We start from the raw sequence: 18404 nt of genomic DNA, 5'->3' as shown, positions 1-18404 counted from the left end.
GCATGGGCACGTCCCGCGTACGGCCGTGGGTCCCTCGCCCTGCCGCAACGACGGGCCGGGGCACCCGGTTCGGTCGCTGCCGGTGAACCGATGGCGGCGACTCCTCGTGGAAAGGTGCACGCACCGCTTGCCGGCCGCAGAGCCGGTGAGGTGACGGCCGCCGGATGAGCGGAAGTGAAGGGACACCGAGCAGTACCGGGCGGGTGATGAGCAACTTCCGGACTGTCGAGTGAGCACATGAGCGGGTGAGGGTGGCACCGATGCGAGAGAGGTGCCACCGTGGAGTTTCGTTTGCTGGGCCCTCTGGAAGTACGACGGGACAGCGAGGTACTGGGCCTGGGGCCGCCCATGCGACGCGCCCTGCTCCTGCGTCTGCTTCTGGAGAACGGTCACACCGTAGGAGCCGAACGGCTCTGTGACGACCTCTGGAACGGCCGTCCTCCTCCGAGCGCCGTGTCCTCGGTCCACGCGCACATCAGCAGACTGCGCGCGGCCTTGGAGCCCGGCCGTGGGCGCCGGAAGCAGTCCCAGGTGCTCCGCAGCACCCCCACCGGGTACGCCCTGTCCTTCCCGCCCGAACTGCTGGACTCCACGCGCTTCGAACGGTCCGTGCGACAGGCGCAGGCGCTGGCGGACGCCGGCCGCGTGGGCGAAGCCCTTCAGGAGACCGAGCGCGCGTTGGCCATGTGGCGGGGCACGCCGTTCGACGACGCTCGCGACCACCGCTTCGTGGAGGGTGAGAGCGGACGGCTCCAGGGTGTGAAGCTGTCGGCCGAGGAACTGCGTACCGGCTTGCTGCTCCAGGAGAGCCGGATCATCGAGGCGATCAGCAGCGCGGAACGGCTCGTCGAACGCGATCCCCTGCGCGAGGCGTCCTGGGTCGTGCTCATGCGAGCCCTGTACTTCGCGGGCCGGCCCGCGGAGGCGCTGCGCCGTTACGAGGAGGTACGTGCCCGTCTGGCCCGTGACCTCGGACTCGAACCCGGGCCCGGGTTGCGTGCGACGCAGATGGCCGTCTTGCGTCACGACACCGTGTCACTGCGCCCACCGCCTCCCCGCGTTCAGGTCGCCCCACACAGCGTGCCCCCGGACCGGCAGGCGCGGGCCCGAGCGGACCTGCCGGGCCGGGAACGTGAACTCGGACGGCTGTCCGAGCTGCTGCGGGGAGCCGCGACCGGCCGCCCCGGCTGGGCCGTGGTCTCCGGTGAACCGGGCGTGGGCAAGACCCGGATCGCCGAGGAGGTGGCGCGGCAAGCCTCCGACACCGGCTGGCAGGTGCTGCCCATCCGGTGCGCCGAGGAGAGCTACCCGGGCGCCCGGGTCCCGGACCGGCAACTGGAGCAGCTCGACGATCAGTTGAGGAAGCTGGCCGGGAACGCCCGCGACACGGGGCCCACGCTGTGCGTCGTCGAGGACGTCCACCTGGCTTCCGACGACGTACGGGGGCTGCTGGTCACGTACGCACGGACGCTGCACGAGGCGCCGCTCGCGGTGGTGTGCACCGTGGCGGACGAATCGGGACCCGCCACCGAGCGGTTCCTGGCCGAGCTGGCGGGGCGCGGTGCCGAGGTGGTACCACTCGCTCCCCTGACGGAGGCCGCGGTGCGGCGTGTCGTGTCCGCGGCCACGGACGGCCCCGTGCCCGAGGAAGCGGCACGCGGACTGCACGAACTGAGCGGCGGGAACCCCTTCCTGCTGCACCAGGTGCTCTCGCATGCCCGGTACCTCGGGGCAGCCCCGCACTCCGGCTCCTCCTGGTCACGCGTGCCGCCGGCCGTCCGGAGTCTCGTCAGGGCCCGGCTCGCCGAACTGTCGCCCGCCGCGCGGCAGGTCGTCGATCGCGCGGCCGTGCTCGGTGACCGGCCCGACATGCGCCTCGTGGCCCGGCTGGGCCGGATGCCGCTCGACGAGGCGCTCGGGCTGGCGGACCAGGCCGTCGCGGTACGGCTGCTGGCCTGGTCCGAGACGGCGTCCCCGTGCGACGGCCAGGGCTACCGCTTCCCGGCGGGCGTGCTCCGGCGTGCGGTGCTCGGTGAACTGAGCCCGGCACGCCGCCGGACCCTGCACGCCGACGCCGACGCCGTCAGGTCCCAGGCGGTGACGGCGCGGCCGGCGCTGCGGGACGGGGCGTGAAGGGCGGTCGCGAGGGTCGCTCGCCGGTGACGCCGGTTGCTGCGGATCCGGTCGCGCCGGTGGGCCGTGGATCCGGTTGCGCCGGTGGGCCGTGGACATCGGAAGGGGCTGATGCCCTCGGGCATCAGCCCCTCAGCAGACGGACGGTTACGGCTTGAGGATCTCCTGGTACGCGGCTGCCGCCATCGCGAACTGGCCGACCGAGTTGGGATGGGCGGCCAGCGTGTTCTCGCCCGGGTTCAAGGACTCGATCCACCGTGTGTCGCGCGGCCGGCACATGTCGTGCCCGACGGTCACCGCGTAGGTGTCCGCGAAGCGCACGGCCCTGTCACCGGCCGTGGCCCGGCGCTGCAACGCGCGGTTGAGCTTCTTCGTCACGTCCCGCAGGAAGGCGAAGTCACCTTTGGCAAAGGGAACTTCGGCGCATCCGACACCGCTGTCGGGGAACAGGGCCGGGTAGCCGACCACGATCACCTTCGCGTCGGGGCTGCGCCGTCTGATGTCGGTGAGAGCGTCACGAACGCGGCCCTCGACCGTGTTGATGCGTTCACCGAGCACGTCCTTGCCGCCGGCCGTGAAGTACTTCTTGCACGGACTTCCGGCTGGATCGGAGGACGCCACGAGCGCACAGGTGGTCAGCACGTCGGTGAAGCCGAGGTCGTTGCCTCCCAGCGTCAGGGTGACCAGTTTGGTGTTGGGGGTGAGGGCGTTCAGCTGCGCGGGCTCGGAGCCCTGCGCGTTCCAGAGGGCGGCCGTGGTGGCGCCGGTGCAGGTGACGTTCTTGAAGGTGCGGCCCTTGCCCGCCGACGTCCGGGAGACGACGGCGGCGTAACCGGCGGCGGTGCGGTCGCACTCGGCGTCCGTGACACCGGCAAGCCCGGCGCCGGAGGCGTAGGAGTCGCCGAGTGCCACGTAGTTGGGGCCGTCCGCCGAGGACGCGGACGGCGTCTGAGCGAAGGCCGAGGGGGCGGCTCCGGCGGACAGCAGCGCGGCCCCGGCCACGGTGATCGCCGCGAGTGTCCGGTGCGCGGACAGGAAACGGTTGGTGAAGTGCGTCATGGCGCCTCTGAGTCGTGTGGACGGTGGGGGAGCGTCACGGCTCCGAGCGGGGTGGGGCGTGCCCCGTCGGCTGTACACCCGGAGTCCCGGCGTACGTGGTCCGCCCGCGCCGGCGCTCCGTCGACCACAACGGTGAGGTGCCGGGCCTGGTTCACCGGCGGTGTGGTTGCGGCTGACCGATCCGCAGGTGGGAGGCAGCCTGGACCCGGTCGTCGCACAGGCGTGGGCCGGTGTCGCCCAACGGGGCCCGCCGCTGCCCGACCAGCACCTGCGGATGAGCCGCTTCGTGGAGGGGCCGGTTAGCGACGGTCACCGCGCCGGAGCGGGACCACCGCACGCCGGCTCCCGCTCTCCCGGCAGGCCGCAGCGCCCACCCGGCGGCATACGCGGCCGGTCAGTGGGCCGCCTGCCGCCGCTTGCGGTAGTTGGCCACCTTGTGCCGGTTGCCGCACTCGGCCATGCCGCACCAGCGGCGGTTGGCGGACCGCGAGAGGTCCACGAAGAGGCGGGTGCAGTGCTCGTTCGAGCATTCCCGTACGCGGGTGAAGTCGGCGCCGCCCAGCAGATCGACCGCGTCCCGGGCCACCGCGCCGAGCACCTCGTCGACGTCCCCGGTGCGGACGAGGTGACCGTCCTCGTCGAGCTGGTGCCTGGGGAGCGGAAGCCGGGCCGCTTCGTTCACCTCGGCGAGCGCTTCGCGTACCCCGCTGTCCGCGGCCGGCGTCGGGGGCCACGCGCGTACCAGCGTGTACACGGCTTCCCTGAGACGGCAGGTTCTCGACAGGGCGCGCGCGTCGAGCGGAGCCGGCGCGTCGAGCAGTGCGGCCTGGTGGATCCAGCGTCGCAGGTCTTCGGGGGAGCGCAGCAACTCGATGCGCCGTGTGCGTCGCCACAGCAGGGTGCCCGCGAGGTCCAGGGACAGCCGCCCGCTGACGAAGACGAAGTCATCCACCCCCTCATGGTGCCAGGTGGTCTCCGCTGCCGTCGTCACCGCTCCTGGCCGCCCAGCGCTTCGGTGACGCGGCCGAGGATCTCCTCCAGCACCTGCCGCGAGGTGGCGAAGTTCAGCCGCAGGAACCTCTCGGCCCGCGGACCGAAGGGGTCGCCGCCGTCGAGCAGGACCCGGCCGTCCCTGAGCACCTTCTCCACCGGTGGCTCGTCCAGTCCGAGCGGCCGGGTGTCCAGCCACGCCAGGTACGTGGCCTCGGGCAGGTGGTGGCGGACCCGCGGGAGCCGGTCGCGCAGCACGTCGTGGACGCGCCGGCGGTTGCGGTCCAGCACGGTCAGCAGATCGCGCCGCCAGGCGTCACCGTGTTCCCACGCGGCCAGGGTGGCGATGACACCGAGCGGTGAGACGGTGCCGTACAGGTCGGGCGGTTGTGCGTCACGTAGCGCGAGGAGGCGGTCCGGGCCGTAGTGCGTGACGGCGCAGCGGATGGCGGCCAGGTTGAACGCCTTGGTCGCCGAGGTCAGGGTCACGGTACGGCGCGCCGCGTCGTCGGACAGGCTCGCGAAGGGGATGTGCCGGTGCGGGGCGTAGGCCAGCTCGGCGTGGATCTCGTCGCTGACGACGAGCAGATCGTGCCGGCGGGCGATGGCGGCCAGCTCGGTGAGTTCGTCGTACGTCAGCACCCGGCCGGTGGGGTTGTGCGGGTTGACCAGGACGAGCGCTCTGCAGGCGGACCGCTTCACCGCGGCGTCCAGAGCGGCGAAGTCCATGCGCCAGCCGTCGTCGGTGTCTTCCATCGGGACGGGCACGATCCGCCGGTTCATCGTCCGCAAGGTCGCCAGGAACGGAGGGTAGTTGGGGACCTGCACGGCCACCGCGTCCCCGTCCGACGTCGCGAGGTGGAGGACGAGTTGCAGACACTGGATGAGGTCGGTCTGCTCGCGCACCCGGTGCGCCGCCGCGGCCCATCCATGGTGCTCGGCCATCCGTTCGGCGAAGGCGGTACGCAACGGACTGCCGTCCGGCCAGTCCGGATAACCGAGATCACGCCGGTCGACGGCCTCGTGCAGTGCGGCCACCACCGGCGGCGGGGTGGGGAAGTCCATGTCGGCCACCCACGCCGGCAGGACGTCCCGTTCCGGGCGGTGCCACTTCACGCTGCCGCGAGCGCGCAGCCAGTCGAGGCCGAGATCGTCGAAGCCGGGAACGTCCCTGGCCGGTGCGGCCTTCATGAGAGGTTCCCCGCGCGCAGCAGATCACGGCTGATCTGCACCTGCCCATGATGCTGGGCCAGTTCCTCCAGTACGTGCAGCTGTACGCCCCGCACGCTCAGGGGACGGTTGGGCCCCTCGAACTCGGCAGGCGGCGCGTTGCGCGGCGACTCGGACGGCACTGCCTCACTCAGGTCCGCCTCCAGACGCGCGAAGAGCGCTTCGACCTCCCTCCGCAGGCGCCGCACATCCCCCTTCGCCGTGAACTCGGAGGGACGGTCGCGGTCGACGCGACGTCCCGCGACGACGTGGCCCAGCCAGTAGTCGGCCACGCTGACGCAGTGGTACGCGATGGCGTAGGGGGAGTTGGCCCCGGGCAGGGCCGGCGCGGTGCTGCCGAGGTCGTCACCCAGTTCCTCCAGCGCGCCGAGCATGCCGTCGAAGGCGCGCCGAAGGAAGTACAGGTACTCGTCGTGCTCGTGCACGGTGCCTCCCTGTCGGTCGGAGACATCAGCATCATCAACGATTCAACACCTGTCAAGAAGGTGTCTTGCGATGGGAAACATCATCCTCGTGGGGGATCAACCTGGGCAAAAGGATGTTCACTGTCTGACATGTAACTCACTTGAGCGGTGTCTCTGGGTGGGTGATCGGCCAGATGGCCGACGACGAGCGCGCGGACCGACCGCGTTCTGTAACAGCCGTGTGCCGGAGCCGTCGCGAAGCCGCCACCGCATCGAACCGATCCGGGGAAGCCCCCGTCGTGCTGAACGAAGAGGCAATCACACAAGGGCGCGGCCACGCGCTCGCCGACCGAGGAGACATCTCATGAACCACCGCTTCCGCACCGCCTTCGCCGTTTCGGCCGCACTCGGCGCCGGACTGCTCATGACGGCCTGCCAGGGGAGTTCCAGCGCCCCTGACACCGCCTCGGCGAAGACCGTCGCCGACTCGACGGCAACGTCCTCCCCCGCGCCGGCGCCCAGCGCGACCAAGGCCGGCGGTCCGGGCGGCCAGGAGAGCCGGACGAGCGGGACCACGGCGGGCTCCTCCCGGAACGGCGGCACCACCGGTGGCACCACCCGGGGCGCCACCGGCGGTACGGGCTCCGGTCGGGACTCCGGCGACGGCGGTGCCGCCGACAAGACGGGGTACGGCCAGAGCTGCGGGTCGAATGACCTGCGCTGGTCGGCCAAGTCGATGACCCAGGCCGGCGGTTACATCCAGATCAGCGTCAGCGCGAAGCCCGGTATCACCTGTGTGCTGCCGGCAGGGCTGCCCGTTGTCGCCTTCGGCTCCGGGGGCACGCAGGCCCACCCCGCCGAGCAGTCGGCGGGTCCCGAGATCACCCTGAGCGGTGGCACGACGGTCTACGCCGGTGTCAACCCGAAGACCACGAACGACGACTACGGCACCGAGTACAGCACGGTCATCGTGTCGGTCAGCGACGGTGACCCCCACCCCGTCTCGCTGCCGGTGGGGAACACCCTCGTCGACAAGCCCGTCGTCACCAACTGGCACACGAACCCGGCGGACGCGGTTCCCGCGGGCTGAGCTGGCCCTGAAGCGCCACCACTCCGCCCTCGGGTGGTTGACGAGGCGTGGCCCGGTCGGGCCAGGGCCCCCTCGCGACCGCCCGTGGCGCGCGGCTCTGTGCCGCGGCACACCGGCCGTACCGGCGTGCGCTCGCCTCAGCGGCCGGCCCACACACCGCCGACACGCGCACGCCTGCCCGGTCCGCCGCACGGACGTTGCCGGCACCTTCGTGGTGACGGGCATCGATGAGTACGAGTGAGCACCGGTCCGGGCACGTTCTCAAGCGGACCGGACCACACCATGGAATCAGGGCGCTCGCCCAGCACCTTCCGTCTCCACCGGGCCCACCGCCCTGTTGCCCACCCGACACCGGTTCCTCGAACCCTTCTCAGAGGCCAGTACCATGCGCGTCACCACCGCGGCCAAGTCCGCCGCCCTGACCACTGCCCTCGTCGTCGCCGCCACCGGCACCGCCGCCGCTCTCACCGACGAGGGTCCCGCCAGGGCCGGCGCCACCGCCCCGCACACCGCCGACGTGCACATCGACGAGAGCGCGCCGGTGATCACCCGTGACAGCATCCTCATCCACGCGCCGCTCCACACCATCTGGAAGGTGCAGACCGACGTCGCCAACTGGCCGTCGTGGCAGCCGAAGGTGAACGTCGTGGTCAAGGAGACTCCCGGCCGCCTGCGTCCCGGCTCGGTGTTCCGCTGGAGCACCGAGGGCCTGGACATCACCTCCACCGTCAAGCAGGTCGACTACGGCAAGCGCCTGGCCTGGGGCGGTCCGGCCCAGGGCATCACCGCCGTCCACGTGTGGACCTTCACCCCGACCAGCGACGGCGTCCTCGTCCGCACCGAGGAGTCCTGGGCGGGCGCCCCCGTCCTCGCCAACCAGGCTGCGCTGCAGTCCGCGCTCGACAACTCCCTGCACAACTGGGTCAACAACCTCAAGCACGAAGCGGAGACCCAGGCCGCCCGGTAGCCGCGCACCGAACCAGGGCCGGCCGGTCGGGCAACGCCGACCGGCCGGCCCTCGCCATGACGGGGCCGGCAGCAACGGAAACCGCTCGCCTTCCGTATCGGCCTCCCACCGAGTGGCGCCACTTCTCCGTATAGCGCCACTTCTCCGTCATCGCCCGGGACGGAGACGGGCGGCCCCTCAGGCAGGGGCCGCAGCGTACTTCCGCGCATACCTTCGGGCGATCCGCAGGGGTCATTCGGGTGAATGGCGGGCTCCCCCCGGTACGGGCGGGTGCCACCTCGGTACAGATGCGTAGGGGCGCTCTGTCACGCGCCCCGTTCCGATCGCCGGTGCGGTGCACATGTGCCGAGCCGGCGCGAAGGGAGCGAAACCCATGCGTAAACGACCGGTGGCCGCCGCGGTCGCGGCGGTGGCACTGTGCGGTGCGGCCGCACCCCAGGCATTCGCCCGACAAGCCGCTGGCCAGGACGAAACGTTCCTGATACAGGTGCACCAGGGCAACCTCGCCGAGATCGCAGCCGGCGAAGACGCGCAGAGGCACGCCACGACCGAGTGCGTGAAGCAGGTCGGCGCCGTACTGGTACGCGACCACACCAAGCTGGACACGGACGTGAAGTCGCTGGCCGGCAAGCTGAAGGTGCAGCTGCCCGCCTCCCCGTCCGCGGAACAGAAGAGGCAGCTGGCCGCCGTGCAGGCGAAAGCCGGAACATCGGCTTACGACACCGCATGGCTCCGAGCTCAGGAAGCCGGACACAGCCAGACGCTCGCGCTGATCGACCAAGAGATCAAGGCGGGGAAGAACACCCAGGTCGTGGCCGCTGCGCGCAGTGCCCGGCCGGTGGTGGCGATGCACCTGGACATGGTCCGCGGGGGCACCTGCCACATGACCAAGCACGCCGGCACGGCAGGGGCCGGCACCTGAGGCGCCGAGGCCACGGCTGAGGACGGCACCACGGCGGCGAGCACCGCGGGCCTGGCCGGTGACGGCCTGCTCGCCGTCGGTGGGGCCGCCTGGCTCCTGCACATGCGGCACCGCTCGGCCACGAAGCGGTAGACGCCGCGGAACGCCACCGGCCGGCCGCCGTTCGCATCACACGGGGGAACTGAGCGCGGCGGCCGGCCGGCTGGCTCGGCTGCGGTCTGCGTCAGCTGGAAGACGGATGGGCCAGAACCGCGGCCTCAGGTAGGTCCAGCCGAAGGTGCCGACTTCTCACCTCGACGCAGCACAGGGCCACCTGTTCGTCGCCCTCTGGTGGGGCTGAATCAGAGCCAGTACCACGCCATAAGCTGTCGGACATGACGCGTTCCTTGGACGACACCACTGCACGAGCATCTCGGCATGCCAAGGACGTCGCAGAGATGACCGACACCGGCGGCAGCCTCCTCCTCATCCTCCTGGGGTGAACCAGTTCGGCCTCGACCCGCAGCTGTGAACCCGCCGTCCCCGCGCCGGCCCGCCGCCCACCCCACCCAGATGAAAAGAGCAAACCACTCCGTGTTCCACGAGACCCCCATCTACAACCGCCTCGTCGCCGAACGCGGTGACATCCCCGCCCAGGTGCGCGGAGAAGCCGACCGCATACACCGCCACCTGGCGCAGGTGATGCCCCGGCACGCACCGCAGAACTCCCCCGGCCCGGGGTTTCCGCTCAGCGTCCCGCAAGCTCCGGGACACGGAAGGCCGTACACCACGTCGTAACGCCAGGGTGCCGACACCGAGAGCGTGGTGACCGAGGGCTATGACGGGTCTGCCTCCGAGCGGTCGCGACGTGGCACCGGCACCCCACGCCCCCATAGAGGACATGAACTGACCTAGATCCCGCCTAACGTCACGGCTGGCAACCAACATCGGCGGAAGGGCCGTGATGTCTGAGCAGACCAACTCCACGCCGGCGGGCTACACCACCGTCGCCCCCTGGGTCGTCACCGACGACACGGGGGCTTTCCTCGACTTCGTCTCCCAGGCGTTCGGGGGTGAAGAGCTGGCGCGAGTGCACACCGAGGATGGTTTGATCGGTCACGGTGAGATCCGAGTCGGCGACACCGTCGTGCTGGCCTTCGACCGGCGCACGAACTGGCCCGCCATGCCAAGCCTGCTGCGCGTGTTCGTCACCGACGCCGATCAAGCCTTTTCACGAGCCGTCGAAGCCGGCAGCCATGTCGTCACGCCTCTGGCCTACGACGCCTTCGGACAGCGCGGGGGCCGTATCAAGGACCCGTTCGGCAACATCTGGTGGGTGACCAGCCGCGTCGAGGACGTCTCCGAAGAGGAGATGTGGAAGCGGCTGCAGGACCCCGTGTACGCCGAAGTCATGCGAGTGGCCCAGGAGACACTCGACACCGAGCTCAGCGGTCAGGACCACGGACGCAGCAGTGCTCCTGTCAGGACAACCAACTGATCAGTGCCCAACTCGGCCGGACTGGTGCCTGTATCCGGCTCCGCTGCTCGGCGGCCCAACCCCGTCTCCAGCGGCCTCAGCCAGCAGATCGGCACGGGTTCTCACCCGAACCCGTGCCGGCGGAAGCCTCCAGGCGGCCTTGGCGGACGGCCTCGGCCCGCGTCTCCCGCAGAACCGTCAGCAGCGGCTCCTCCTGCCGCGGGAACCGTTCCCCCCGGCAGCCACGGCCCCACCGTGTCGCGGGACAGCGGCAGCCAGGGGGCCTGCGCCTTGGGGGTCATCGGATCCGCCCCGTCCCGCCGAGCGGCGGCGAGCTGGAGGAGCGCTGGAACGCCCTGGGCGTCCTGGTGGTGCCGGCAGCGGGGGAGAAGGTCGTCGACAAGCTGCACACAGCGGGGCGCTCGGATGCGCCGTGCCCGAAGCAGGGATTCGGTGGTGGCGGCCGCGGGTTCCTTCACATCGAGGTGGCTCGCGGCACGGTGGACGCGAAACACCCCGCCTGACCGGCGGCGTCGAGATCCGAACGCGAGGCAGCCGGCCCCCCGACACCCTCGCCGACGGCGAACCGCGGGTCCGCCCCATACCGGGACGGCCGACCGGCCGCGGGACCGGGGAGCGCGTCGAGCAGTGGCAGCAGTGGGCTGTGCGGGACAGGATCGGTGTGAGACCGGCGTGGAAGGAGTGATGTCCGTGTCGGACCCACTGCGCGAGCCCTCCGCTCACGGCCCGGCCGTCGAGGAGAGCCTGCTGGAACAGCTGATCACGGAGGCGCAAACGGCCCTGCCGGTCGAACTGCCCGCCCTGGCCGATCGATGCGCCTCGGCCCTCGGCCTGGGTACGGCGCTGATCTACCTCGCCGATCTGCAACAACGACTGCTCCTCCCACTCGACGAAGCCCTGGAGTCGCTCCCGGTGGACCGCTCGTCGGCCGGCTGGGCCTACCGCACGGTCTCCCCACGGGTGGACGACGCCGATGACGGCTTGATCGTCTGGATGCCGCTGGTCGACGGTGCGGAGCGACTGGGCGTGCTGGCGGTGCGTGCCACCTCGCTCGACGGGCCGCTGATGCGCCGCATCCGGATGCTGGCCCATCTGTTCGCCATGCTGCTCACCTCCAAGCGTGCTTACAGCGACTGGCTCGCGGCCCGCACACGCACCGCATCCATGCGGTTGCCCACCGAGATGCTGCGAGCCTTCCTGCCGCCGCGCACCATCGGCAGCAGCAGGTGCGTGTCGACCGCGGTCCTGGAACCGGCGTACGACATCGCAGGCGACGCCTTCGACCACTCGGTGGTCAAGAACGTGCTGCACACCATGATCCTCGACGGCATGGGCCACGATCTGATCGCCGGCCTGACCACGTCGGTCGCCATGGCGGCGGCGCGCAACGCCCGCCGCGGCGGTGGCGCTCTGGCCGACATCGTCTGCTCCGTCGACCAGGCGCTCGCCCAGTGGCTGCCCGACCACTTCTCCACCGGTGTGCTGTGCCGGCTCGACGCCGAGACCGGGGTGCTGCACTGGGTCAACTGCGGTCATCCCCCACCGCTGCTGATCCGTGACGAGCGGGTGCTCTCCGGTGCGCTCGACAGCCCCCCGCAGCCGCCGCTCGGCCTCGCCGGCCCACTCGTCCCGGCGGCCCGGCAGATCCACGAGACGAAACTGGAACCGGGCGACTGCGTTCTGCTCTACACCGACGGTGTCGTGGAGGCGAGGGACGCGGACGGTGCGGAGTTCGGCCTCGACCGGTTCACCGAATTCATCATCCACTCCAACGCCGCCGGCCAGCGCCCGGCCGAGGTACTACGACTGCTCATCCACGCCATCCTGGACTACCAGCGCAACCAGCTGCGGGACGACGCGACCATCCTGCTCTTCGAATGGCGGCCGCGGTCACAGTGACGCGGACCGCGGCGAGCCCTACCGTGTCCGGCACCATGGCGATCCGCCGCGCGGTGCCGACGTCGCCTGGCCCGACGAGCGCCCACGACTGCCCCGAGGCCATCGGTGGCACGTACGCTCGACGCCGAGGACGCACCCGGTCCCGGCCCGACCTCGATGTCCGCCGTACGCACGGCACCGCGCCGGTGTCCGGGGCAGCCGGGCCTCTCGGCGCCAGCCACACCTGAGAGGCTCGGGCTGCGAACGGCAGGTGCGTGATATCCCACCAGACACGCTCGGTGTCCCACCGCAGCCGCCAGGCATGACGGCGACGCACGGCCGTCACTACGGACTCCGGTGGGGACGGCGGCACTGCGAGCAGGGGCAGGTGGCCCCCGCGCGGCGGTAGCGGCTGACCGGCGGCCTCGGCGCGGTGCGGCCGGCCACGTCGGCCGGCCCCTTTCTTGAGCAGGTCCTCGTCTCGACCGGCGATCCGCAGCAGCGCCCGTCCTGGGGCGCCCCGGGCGACGAGCGCCTGCCCGGCAGCCCCGGGCAGGCGCTGCCGAACACAGCCTGGGGCAGTTTCTTCCGAGCCCGCCCATCCCACCCGGTGGGCCGGGAGGCGCAAGGACACCCTGGCCCGCGCCGGCATCGCACGTCCACGAACGGCGACACGCCAGCCTATCGACAGAGTGGCCGGCCGTCGATGGGGCCGCCGGAGCCGGGCTCCCCTCGTCGTGCCCGAGAAGCAGACGGAATCACTGGCAACCCCATCGTTCGAACACCCCGTAGAGCGGCTTCTAGTCCGCAGGCAGCGGAACCCCCGCCCCAGCCCCCGATCGCCGCTCAGTCGGCACGAGCGTCTGCCCGTGGTGCGGCCAGGCGCCGTGTTTGTCGTTCCGGCGGGGCACCGCGGCGGCACACGCTTCGCGTAGTGGTCGTAGACCGTCCTGTACGTCCAGATGGCTGCGGCGTGGTGACCGCGTTGACACCCACGCGCTGGCTTCACCTCGTATAGCTGCCGCCCCAACGGGCCGTGAGATCAGCCGGCAGGGACGGCCGTCGCAACCGCGATCCGATGAGACTGATGAAGGAATCAGGCCGGCCTCCCGCCTACGGCTTCACGTCGAGACGCACGAGCGCGCCGATCTCCACGAGTTGGTCCGGCAGCGCCAGGTCGGAAATGCCCATGACCGTGCTGGCGGGCCGGTGCTCCCCGAAGTACTCCGCGTGGAGGCGTGCCGTCGTGTCGAAGTTCTCCCGCAAGTTCCTCACCAGCACTGTGGTTTCCACTACCTGGCTGCGTTCGGCACCGAATTGCTGCAACACCAGATCCAGATTCTCCAGCGTGGTTCTGACCTGCAGTGCGAAGTCACCTGCGCCCACGAAGTTGCCGTCACGGTCATGGGACAGCTGCCCGGAAACATAGACCGTGTCACCGACCTGGGTAGCCTGACTGTATCCGTAAAACGACTCCCAGGGCATACCAAAGCCGAACGACTTCACTTGAGCAGTCATGACGCACTCCTTGAAACGGCACGCGGAACCATCAGTTAACGACAGGCCCCCTGTCACGCAGGAACTTACACATGCAATGTGGGCGAAGCTTGTCCGGTAGCGAAGCCGAACTGTCCTGTGCGTGCACCAGTCGGTCTCGTCGGCTGCCGGCTCGCCTGCAGCCGACGCCTGCACCGCCGCTACGAACGCAGGGCCGAACAATTCATCGCCTTTGTTGCCATCGCCGCACACCTCATCGGCTGCCGTCGATTCGCCATCCGGCTCAGGGCCTGCCCTGCGATGTGTGATTTGCCGGACGATCGCCTTCCCAAACAGCCAGGTCGTAGCTTATGCCCGGAGAATCTCACAGAGCATTGACGGTGCTTTAAGTCCATCAAAAGGCACTCCTGACCAACCAAAGGGAACGACGTCCAAGAGCTCTCCCGCAATTGGCCGGCGGGGCGGCGGCACCAGGTGCTGAGCGGATACTCGCGAGACTATGGCGTGCCAACTGTGGGAACCTGCGGGTATGCCAGAGTTGCGCGTTCACGCAGGCCGCCACTACGCCGTCCAGTTCCACTACGCGTTGCCGGACGACGCCTGGTGTGTGGAGTTGAGCGAGGCAGTGCCGGCGCCAGCTGCGTGGGCTGAGATTCCCAACGCAGAGACGTACCTGCCCGGAACTGCCTTCATGGTGGCGGTGATACCCGACGAGGACCCGAGTGCGGAGCCGACCGTCCATATCCACAGCCACGACGAGCACGTCATCCCCTACGAGATCATGCGCTGGTTCATGGAGCAGGTGGCCGAGCAGGTCGAACGCTGCCGCCTCGCGTTTGAGCAGGGAGCTCCTGAAGCGGGGGAATGATCATGCAGTGACTGGTGTGATCACGGCATGACGACGCGAGGGTGCAGAACCCCGTGTGCAAGGGCCGGTCGTGGAGCCTGCCGTTGGAGGACCGGGTCCTGCTGGTCGCCGCGTACTGGCGCACCAATCTCGGCTGCGTCAGCTGGGACCGCTGTTCGGTCCCCGCCCGCGATCACACCATCGCCGAGCAGTCGAAAAACTGCCGGTACTCCACCAGCCACCAGCTCATCATTGACGCAGACACCCGACTGGTTCTCGCCGTCGGCCGACCGCCACCCGGCAACCGCAACGACTGCAAGGCATGGGAACTGTCCGGGAGCGCAAGCTGCTGTCGGCAAGACCACCGTCGTCTCGGACGGCGGCTACCGCGGCGCTGACCTGGTCATCCCGCATCGCCGAGAGGAAGGCCAGAGCGAACTACCGTCCTGGAAAGAAGAACACAACGCCTCCCACCGCAAAGTCCGCGCTCCCATCGAGCACGCCTTCGCCCGTAAGAAGACCTGGAAGATCCTCCGCGCCTGCCGCTTCAAAGGCGACGGCGTTCACCACGCCATGCTCGGCATCGCCCGCCTCCGAATCTCGCCCTCGCCACTTGACCGAGAGTCGAGCAGGTCAGCCAGTCTGCTGCAGATCCTAAGAGCTCGTAACACGATCTTGTGGATGTGTGCTGGTCGGCAGTGACCAGTCCTACGGTTCCGCCGTTCGTGACGTGTGGGGTACCGTCCGTGGACCGTGGACGATGACTTGTGGGCGCTGATCAAGCCTCTGCTGCCGCCTTGGCCGGAGAAGGCGCCCGGCCCGAAGGCAGTGGACGACCGGCTATGTCTGCAGGGCATCCTGTACGTGCTCTACAACGACATCAGCTGGCAACTGCTGCCGTTGGAGCTGGGGTTCGGCTCCGGACAGACCTGCTGGCGCCGACTGCGCCGTGGGCACATGGCCGGTGTCTTCGACCAGTTGCACCGTCTCCTGCTCGCGGAGCTGCACGCGGCCGACGCCCTGGACTGGACGCGGGCCTGCGTGGATGCCTCCCACATCCGCGCGAAAAAGGGGGCGAGGCCACCGGCCCGTCACCGGTCGACCGCGGGAAGACGGGCAGTAAACATCACCTCTGCGACGGTAGAGGCACCCCGTTCAAGGTCATCACCACCGCGGCCAACGTCAACGACGTCACCCAGCTCCTGACCCTGGTCGACGGCATCCCACCCGTGGCCGGCAAGCCGGGCCGTCCGCGCAGGCGCCCCGACGCCCTTCTGGGCGACAAGGGCTACGACAGCAACCCCAAACGGCGCGAGTTACGCAGGCGGCGCATCTTGCCGGTGATCTCCCGCAAGGCTCCCCAAACATCAAGGGCCTGGGCAAGCTCCGCTACGTCGTCGAGCAGACCTTCTCGCTCCTGCACCACTTCAAGCGCTTGGCCGTCCGCTGGGAAAGACGCCTCGACCTGCACGACGCCCTCGTCTCACTTGCTTGCGGCCTCATTTGCTGGAGACGTCGCAAGAAGGTCCGCAGCAGATCAGAAGGGCGGCGGCTCGGAGCTGAGTGACTCGGTGTATCCCAGGGACCACCGTCCAGGAACGATCTCGCAGATCGCATCCAAATCGGCGCGTGTCCGGCCCCGGACGTGAAGCCAACTGTGGACGCCCAGGCCGTCTTGGCGCAGCAGCTTGCCGGGGGCGGAGAACCACCGCACGGGAAACTCTTCCGGACCGGTCCACATCGGGTAGTCCGGCAGTTGGATCCGCTGAAAGTGTTCGGGCACCGCATCAAGCAGGTCTCCCGGCAGCTCGCAGGCGTTGTACAGCCGTCCCCCGCCGCCGAACAGCGCCTCGCTCAGTACGAGCTCGACGCAGGCCAAGGACACCCGGTCCATGAACGGCACCCAGCCGTGCCGCGCCTGGACGAGCACTGGGGGATCGTCTTGGGCAAGATCGGTAAGGCGCACGCCCCAGAAGGCGCAGCCCTGGTTCTCGCTGCGGAATACGAGGACACCGCCGCACTCGTCATGCACGAACATCTCGTGAGGTGGCAGCAGGGGGTCCTGGTTGGCGACCAGGTCGGTCCGGACTCCGGCGAGCGTATAGAACTCGTGCAGCGCAGTCGGCAGCGAGCAGCCGAGAACCGCCTCCGCCTGCGCCAGTTCCGCCCCCGGCGTGCCGTCGTCCTCGGTCAACGGATCACCCCAAGCACCAGCAAAACTGCGGATGAATGCCCAGGCCCGCGCCCGATCGGAAATCCCGCCGTCCAGAGCCTCGGCCACGTCGAAGCTGCCACTCATGCCACGCAAGGTATCGGAAGCCTGAGCCGCAGTACCAAGAAGCCATCGGGCCACCCATGGGAGAGCGACGCTCAGGAACGGTCGGCAGCTCACCAGAGCGGCCAGCATGGATCCGACGATCGCCATCCCTCGGGGTGAGGGCGCTGTTCGATTGAGTGGGTTCTCCAAACCCCGGTTGCTCGAGGTGAACGCTCACCTCGTACCCTCCGCACATGACTGATGATCCGTTCCAGTGCCGCTGTGTCCTCTGTCATGACTACGGCGACCGGGACGAAGCGGACCGCATGGACCTGACAGTCATCGAGCATGTGCAACGGCACGGGTGGCACGTCGTGATGGTTCCCGAAGACGCGCCATGCACCGCATGCTCAACACGCTCGGAGAGAAGTCTGCCGCGGGCGAAGCACTGGCGGACGGCCAAAGCCATCCCGAGGTTGTCGCCGGTCATCCAGTCGCGCTCAGGCAGGTTGATCGCGGCTGGTACCGAAACTTCTTCGGGCAGGCGATCGGGTTCTACCGGCGGCCGCCTCTCCCCGTGCTGCAAGTCGCGTGGCCTGATGCTGAGGGCCGTTTCCACTGGGATGAGCAGGCTGACGAGAGGCATCGCGAGTCACAGCCTCAGTTGTGGCTGCCTCCGAGCGACCATCATGTCGGGATCTGGACGACCGAACTCTGATCTCAAGGGGCTGGGAAGCAGCGATCCAGCACCCGAGCGGTGCACTACTGAAGCGAGATCATCAGCGTAGGAGTTCGAATGCGGCTCGGCCGTAGAGCTGTCTCATGATCTTTTTGAGGCGGTTCTCGGCGCCTGCGATGCTGCCCGAGCTCCAGCCCGGGGTGAGGCTGGCGGTCACGGCTCCGAGGTCTCGGAGCAGGTGCAGTGCGAAGCCAGTGGGCCCGGGCAGCTGGCTGGCGCCGACGGTGTCGATCCGGGCAGGGTGCGTGGCGCCGAGGCGGCCGATGAGTATCCCGCCGAAGTCGCGGACGTGTCCGGCGGCCGTGTCCAGTTCGGGGCAATGGGTCAGGAGGCCCTTCGGGCTGACGCGATCCTCCTCGCCCAGGGTGGCGGGTGGCGGGTGAGCCTCCTCGTACCCTTGACCGCCACGTGCGATCGCGACCGCGACACCTCGGCGTCTTCACACCGCGAACCTCTCAGTGCCGGATGCGCGTGCCGCCGCACGCGGGGACCTGATGGAAGCCTGCGCCGTGCGCCTGGTCGGTAGTGAACGGTGATGCCGAACCCGATGCAGAGAGTCCAGTCCGCGCGCGGTGGGCTACTCCGGCATGGTGATCACTGCTTTCGCCGGATCCCGATTGCGGGTGCACGCTGGAAGAGGCCTCGCCCACGTGCGGAACGAGACTCGGCCCTCGGGCGGAATCGCTTGTCCCTGCGCACTTCCGGGCCGGCACAAAGGCGCCCGAGGAACAGGTGACAGCAGCGCGTGAGAGCCCGATCACGATCGCATTCCCATGGCGCCGCCCCTCATATCGATCGGAAGTGTCATCACATGACCACCGAGACCTCTGCCACGTCCTCCGCCAGGCCCCTGGACGGCCGGGTGGCCGTCATCACCGGCGCGTCCAGCGGCATCGGCGAGGCGTCCGCCGAGC

15 protein-coding genes and 3 pseudogenes are annotated in these 18404 nt (G+C 69.6%); 12 read left to right on the top strand and 6 right to left on the bottom strand.

Translation table 11 applies throughout. The annotated features are described in order from the left end of the window. The first annotated feature begins 279 nt into the window (after nucleotides 1-279). Nucleotides 280-2133, top strand: a complete 1854-nt coding sequence (locus ACH4LD_RS37555; protein ID WP_398058322.1) for a BTAD domain-containing putative transcriptional regulator — start codon at nucleotides 280-282, stop codon at nucleotides 2131-2133. A gap of 147 nt (nucleotides 2134-2280) precedes the next feature. On the opposite strand, the gene ACH4LD_RS37550 is transcribed toward ACH4LD_RS37555, so the two are convergent. The 4 genes from ACH4LD_RS37550 to ACH4LD_RS37535 form a co-directional block, all read right to left on the bottom strand. Next, a complete protein-coding gene (locus tag ACH4LD_RS37550; RefSeq protein ID WP_398058321.1) occupies nucleotides 2281-3192 on the bottom strand; it encodes an SGNH/GDSL hydrolase family protein in 912 nt (303 codons plus the stop codon). A gap of 394 nt (nucleotides 3193-3586) precedes the next feature. Next, nucleotides 3587-4183, bottom strand: coding sequence for a CGNR zinc finger domain-containing protein (locus tag ACH4LD_RS37545; RefSeq protein WP_398058320.1), 597 nt, complete (start codon nucleotides 4181-4183; stop codon nucleotides 3587-3589). Then, complete coding sequence (locus ACH4LD_RS37540; RefSeq protein ID WP_398058319.1) at nucleotides 4180-5373, bottom strand: MalY/PatB family protein; 1194 nt, start codon at nucleotides 5371-5373, stop codon at nucleotides 4180-4182. Before ACH4LD_RS37540 ends, ACH4LD_RS37545 begins: the two co-directional genes overlap by 4 nt. Then, nucleotides 5370-5837, bottom strand: coding sequence for a DUF664 domain-containing protein (locus ACH4LD_RS37535; protein WP_398058318.1), 468 nt, complete (start codon nucleotides 5835-5837; stop codon nucleotides 5370-5372). The genes ACH4LD_RS37540 and ACH4LD_RS37535 overlap by 4 nt, the downstream gene beginning before the upstream one ends. Nucleotides 5838-6180: 343 nt before the next feature. Here ACH4LD_RS37535 and ACH4LD_RS37530 point away from each other — a divergent pair, with 343 nt between their 5' ends. The 6 genes from ACH4LD_RS37530 (at nucleotide 6181) to ACH4LD_RS37505 (ending at nucleotide 12171) form a co-directional block, all read left to right on the top strand. Next, nucleotides 6181-6906, top strand: a complete 726-nt coding sequence (locus ACH4LD_RS37530; RefSeq protein WP_398058316.1) for a DUF4232 domain-containing protein — start codon at nucleotides 6181-6183, stop codon at nucleotides 6904-6906. 385 nt (nucleotides 6907-7291) lie between these two features. Further along, on the top strand, nucleotides 7292-7873 hold the full coding sequence (locus tag ACH4LD_RS37525; protein ID WP_398058315.1) for an SRPBCC family protein: 582 nt from the start codon (nucleotides 7292-7294) through the stop codon (nucleotides 7871-7873). Nucleotides 7874-8261: 388 nt separating this feature from the next. Further along, nucleotides 8262-8795, top strand: a complete 534-nt coding sequence (locus ACH4LD_RS37520) for a DUF4142 domain-containing protein (protein ID WP_398058314.1) — start codon at nucleotides 8262-8264, stop codon at nucleotides 8793-8795. A 573-nt stretch (nucleotides 8796-9368) separates the two neighbouring features. Then, the gene (locus ACH4LD_RS37515) at nucleotides 9369-9572 is read left to right on the top strand and encodes a hypothetical protein (RefSeq protein WP_398058313.1); all 204 of its coding nucleotides are present in this window, start codon (nucleotides 9369-9371) and stop codon (nucleotides 9570-9572) included. Between the two features lie 166 nt (nucleotides 9573-9738). Continuing rightward, nucleotides 9739-10272 carry a VOC family protein gene (locus ACH4LD_RS37510; protein ID WP_398058312.1) on the top strand — a complete coding sequence of 178 codons (534 nt, stop codon included), beginning with the start codon at nucleotides 9739-9741 and terminating at the stop codon, nucleotides 10270-10272. Between the two features lie 684 nt (nucleotides 10273-10956). Then, on the top strand, nucleotides 10957-12171 hold the full coding sequence (locus ACH4LD_RS37505; protein WP_398058311.1) for a PP2C family protein-serine/threonine phosphatase: 1215 nt from the start codon (nucleotides 10957-10959) through the stop codon (nucleotides 12169-12171). 1092 nt (nucleotides 12172-13263) lie between these two features. Here the strand turns inward: ACH4LD_RS37505 and ACH4LD_RS37500 are convergent. Continuing rightward, entirely contained in the window at nucleotides 13264-13668 is a 405-nt protein-coding gene (locus tag ACH4LD_RS37500) for a RidA family protein (RefSeq protein ID WP_398058310.1), read from the bottom strand. A gap of 150 nt (nucleotides 13669-13818) precedes the next feature. Between ACH4LD_RS37500 and ACH4LD_RS37495 the strand changes: the two are divergent. The 4 genes and pseudogenes from ACH4LD_RS37495 to ACH4LD_RS37480 form a co-directional block, all read left to right on the top strand. Next, nucleotides 13819-13917: pseudogene (locus tag ACH4LD_RS37495) on the top strand (IS5/IS1182 family transposase); the annotation flags it as partial. 259 nt (nucleotides 13918-14176) lie between these two features. Further along, nucleotides 14177-14515, top strand: coding sequence for a hypothetical protein (locus ACH4LD_RS37490; protein WP_398058309.1), 339 nt, complete (start codon nucleotides 14177-14179; stop codon nucleotides 14513-14515). Nucleotides 14516-14568: 53 nt separating this feature from the next. Beyond that, a pseudogene (locus ACH4LD_RS37485) lies at nucleotides 14569-15111 on the top strand (transposase); the annotation flags it as partial. 115 nt (nucleotides 15112-15226) lie between these two features. Beyond that, nucleotides 15227-16061: pseudogene (locus ACH4LD_RS37480) on the top strand (IS5 family transposase). On the opposite strand, the gene ACH4LD_RS37475 reads toward ACH4LD_RS37480, so the two are convergent. Continuing rightward, a complete protein-coding gene (locus ACH4LD_RS37475; RefSeq protein WP_398058308.1) occupies nucleotides 16032-16793 on the bottom strand; it encodes an SMI1/KNR4 family protein in 762 nt (253 codons plus the stop codon). The pseudogene ACH4LD_RS37480 and the gene ACH4LD_RS37475 overlap by 30 nt on opposite strands. 364 nt (nucleotides 16794-17157) lie before the next feature. Here ACH4LD_RS37475 and ACH4LD_RS37470 point away from each other — a divergent pair, with 364 nt between their 5' ends. After that, nucleotides 17158-17469, top strand: coding sequence for a DUF4262 domain-containing protein (locus ACH4LD_RS37470; protein WP_398058307.1), 312 nt, complete (start codon nucleotides 17158-17160; stop codon nucleotides 17467-17469). Nucleotides 17470-18404: the final 935 nt, after the last annotated feature.

Origin of the sequence: Streptomyces sp. NPDC017676, assembly GCF_044329325.1 — a bacterium.
Lineage (GTDB): Bacteria > Actinomycetota > Actinomycetes > Streptomycetales > Streptomycetaceae > Streptomyces.
The sequence above is the reverse complement of the archived record's forward strand: the minus strand, read 5'-3'. Positions and strand labels throughout refer to the sequence as shown.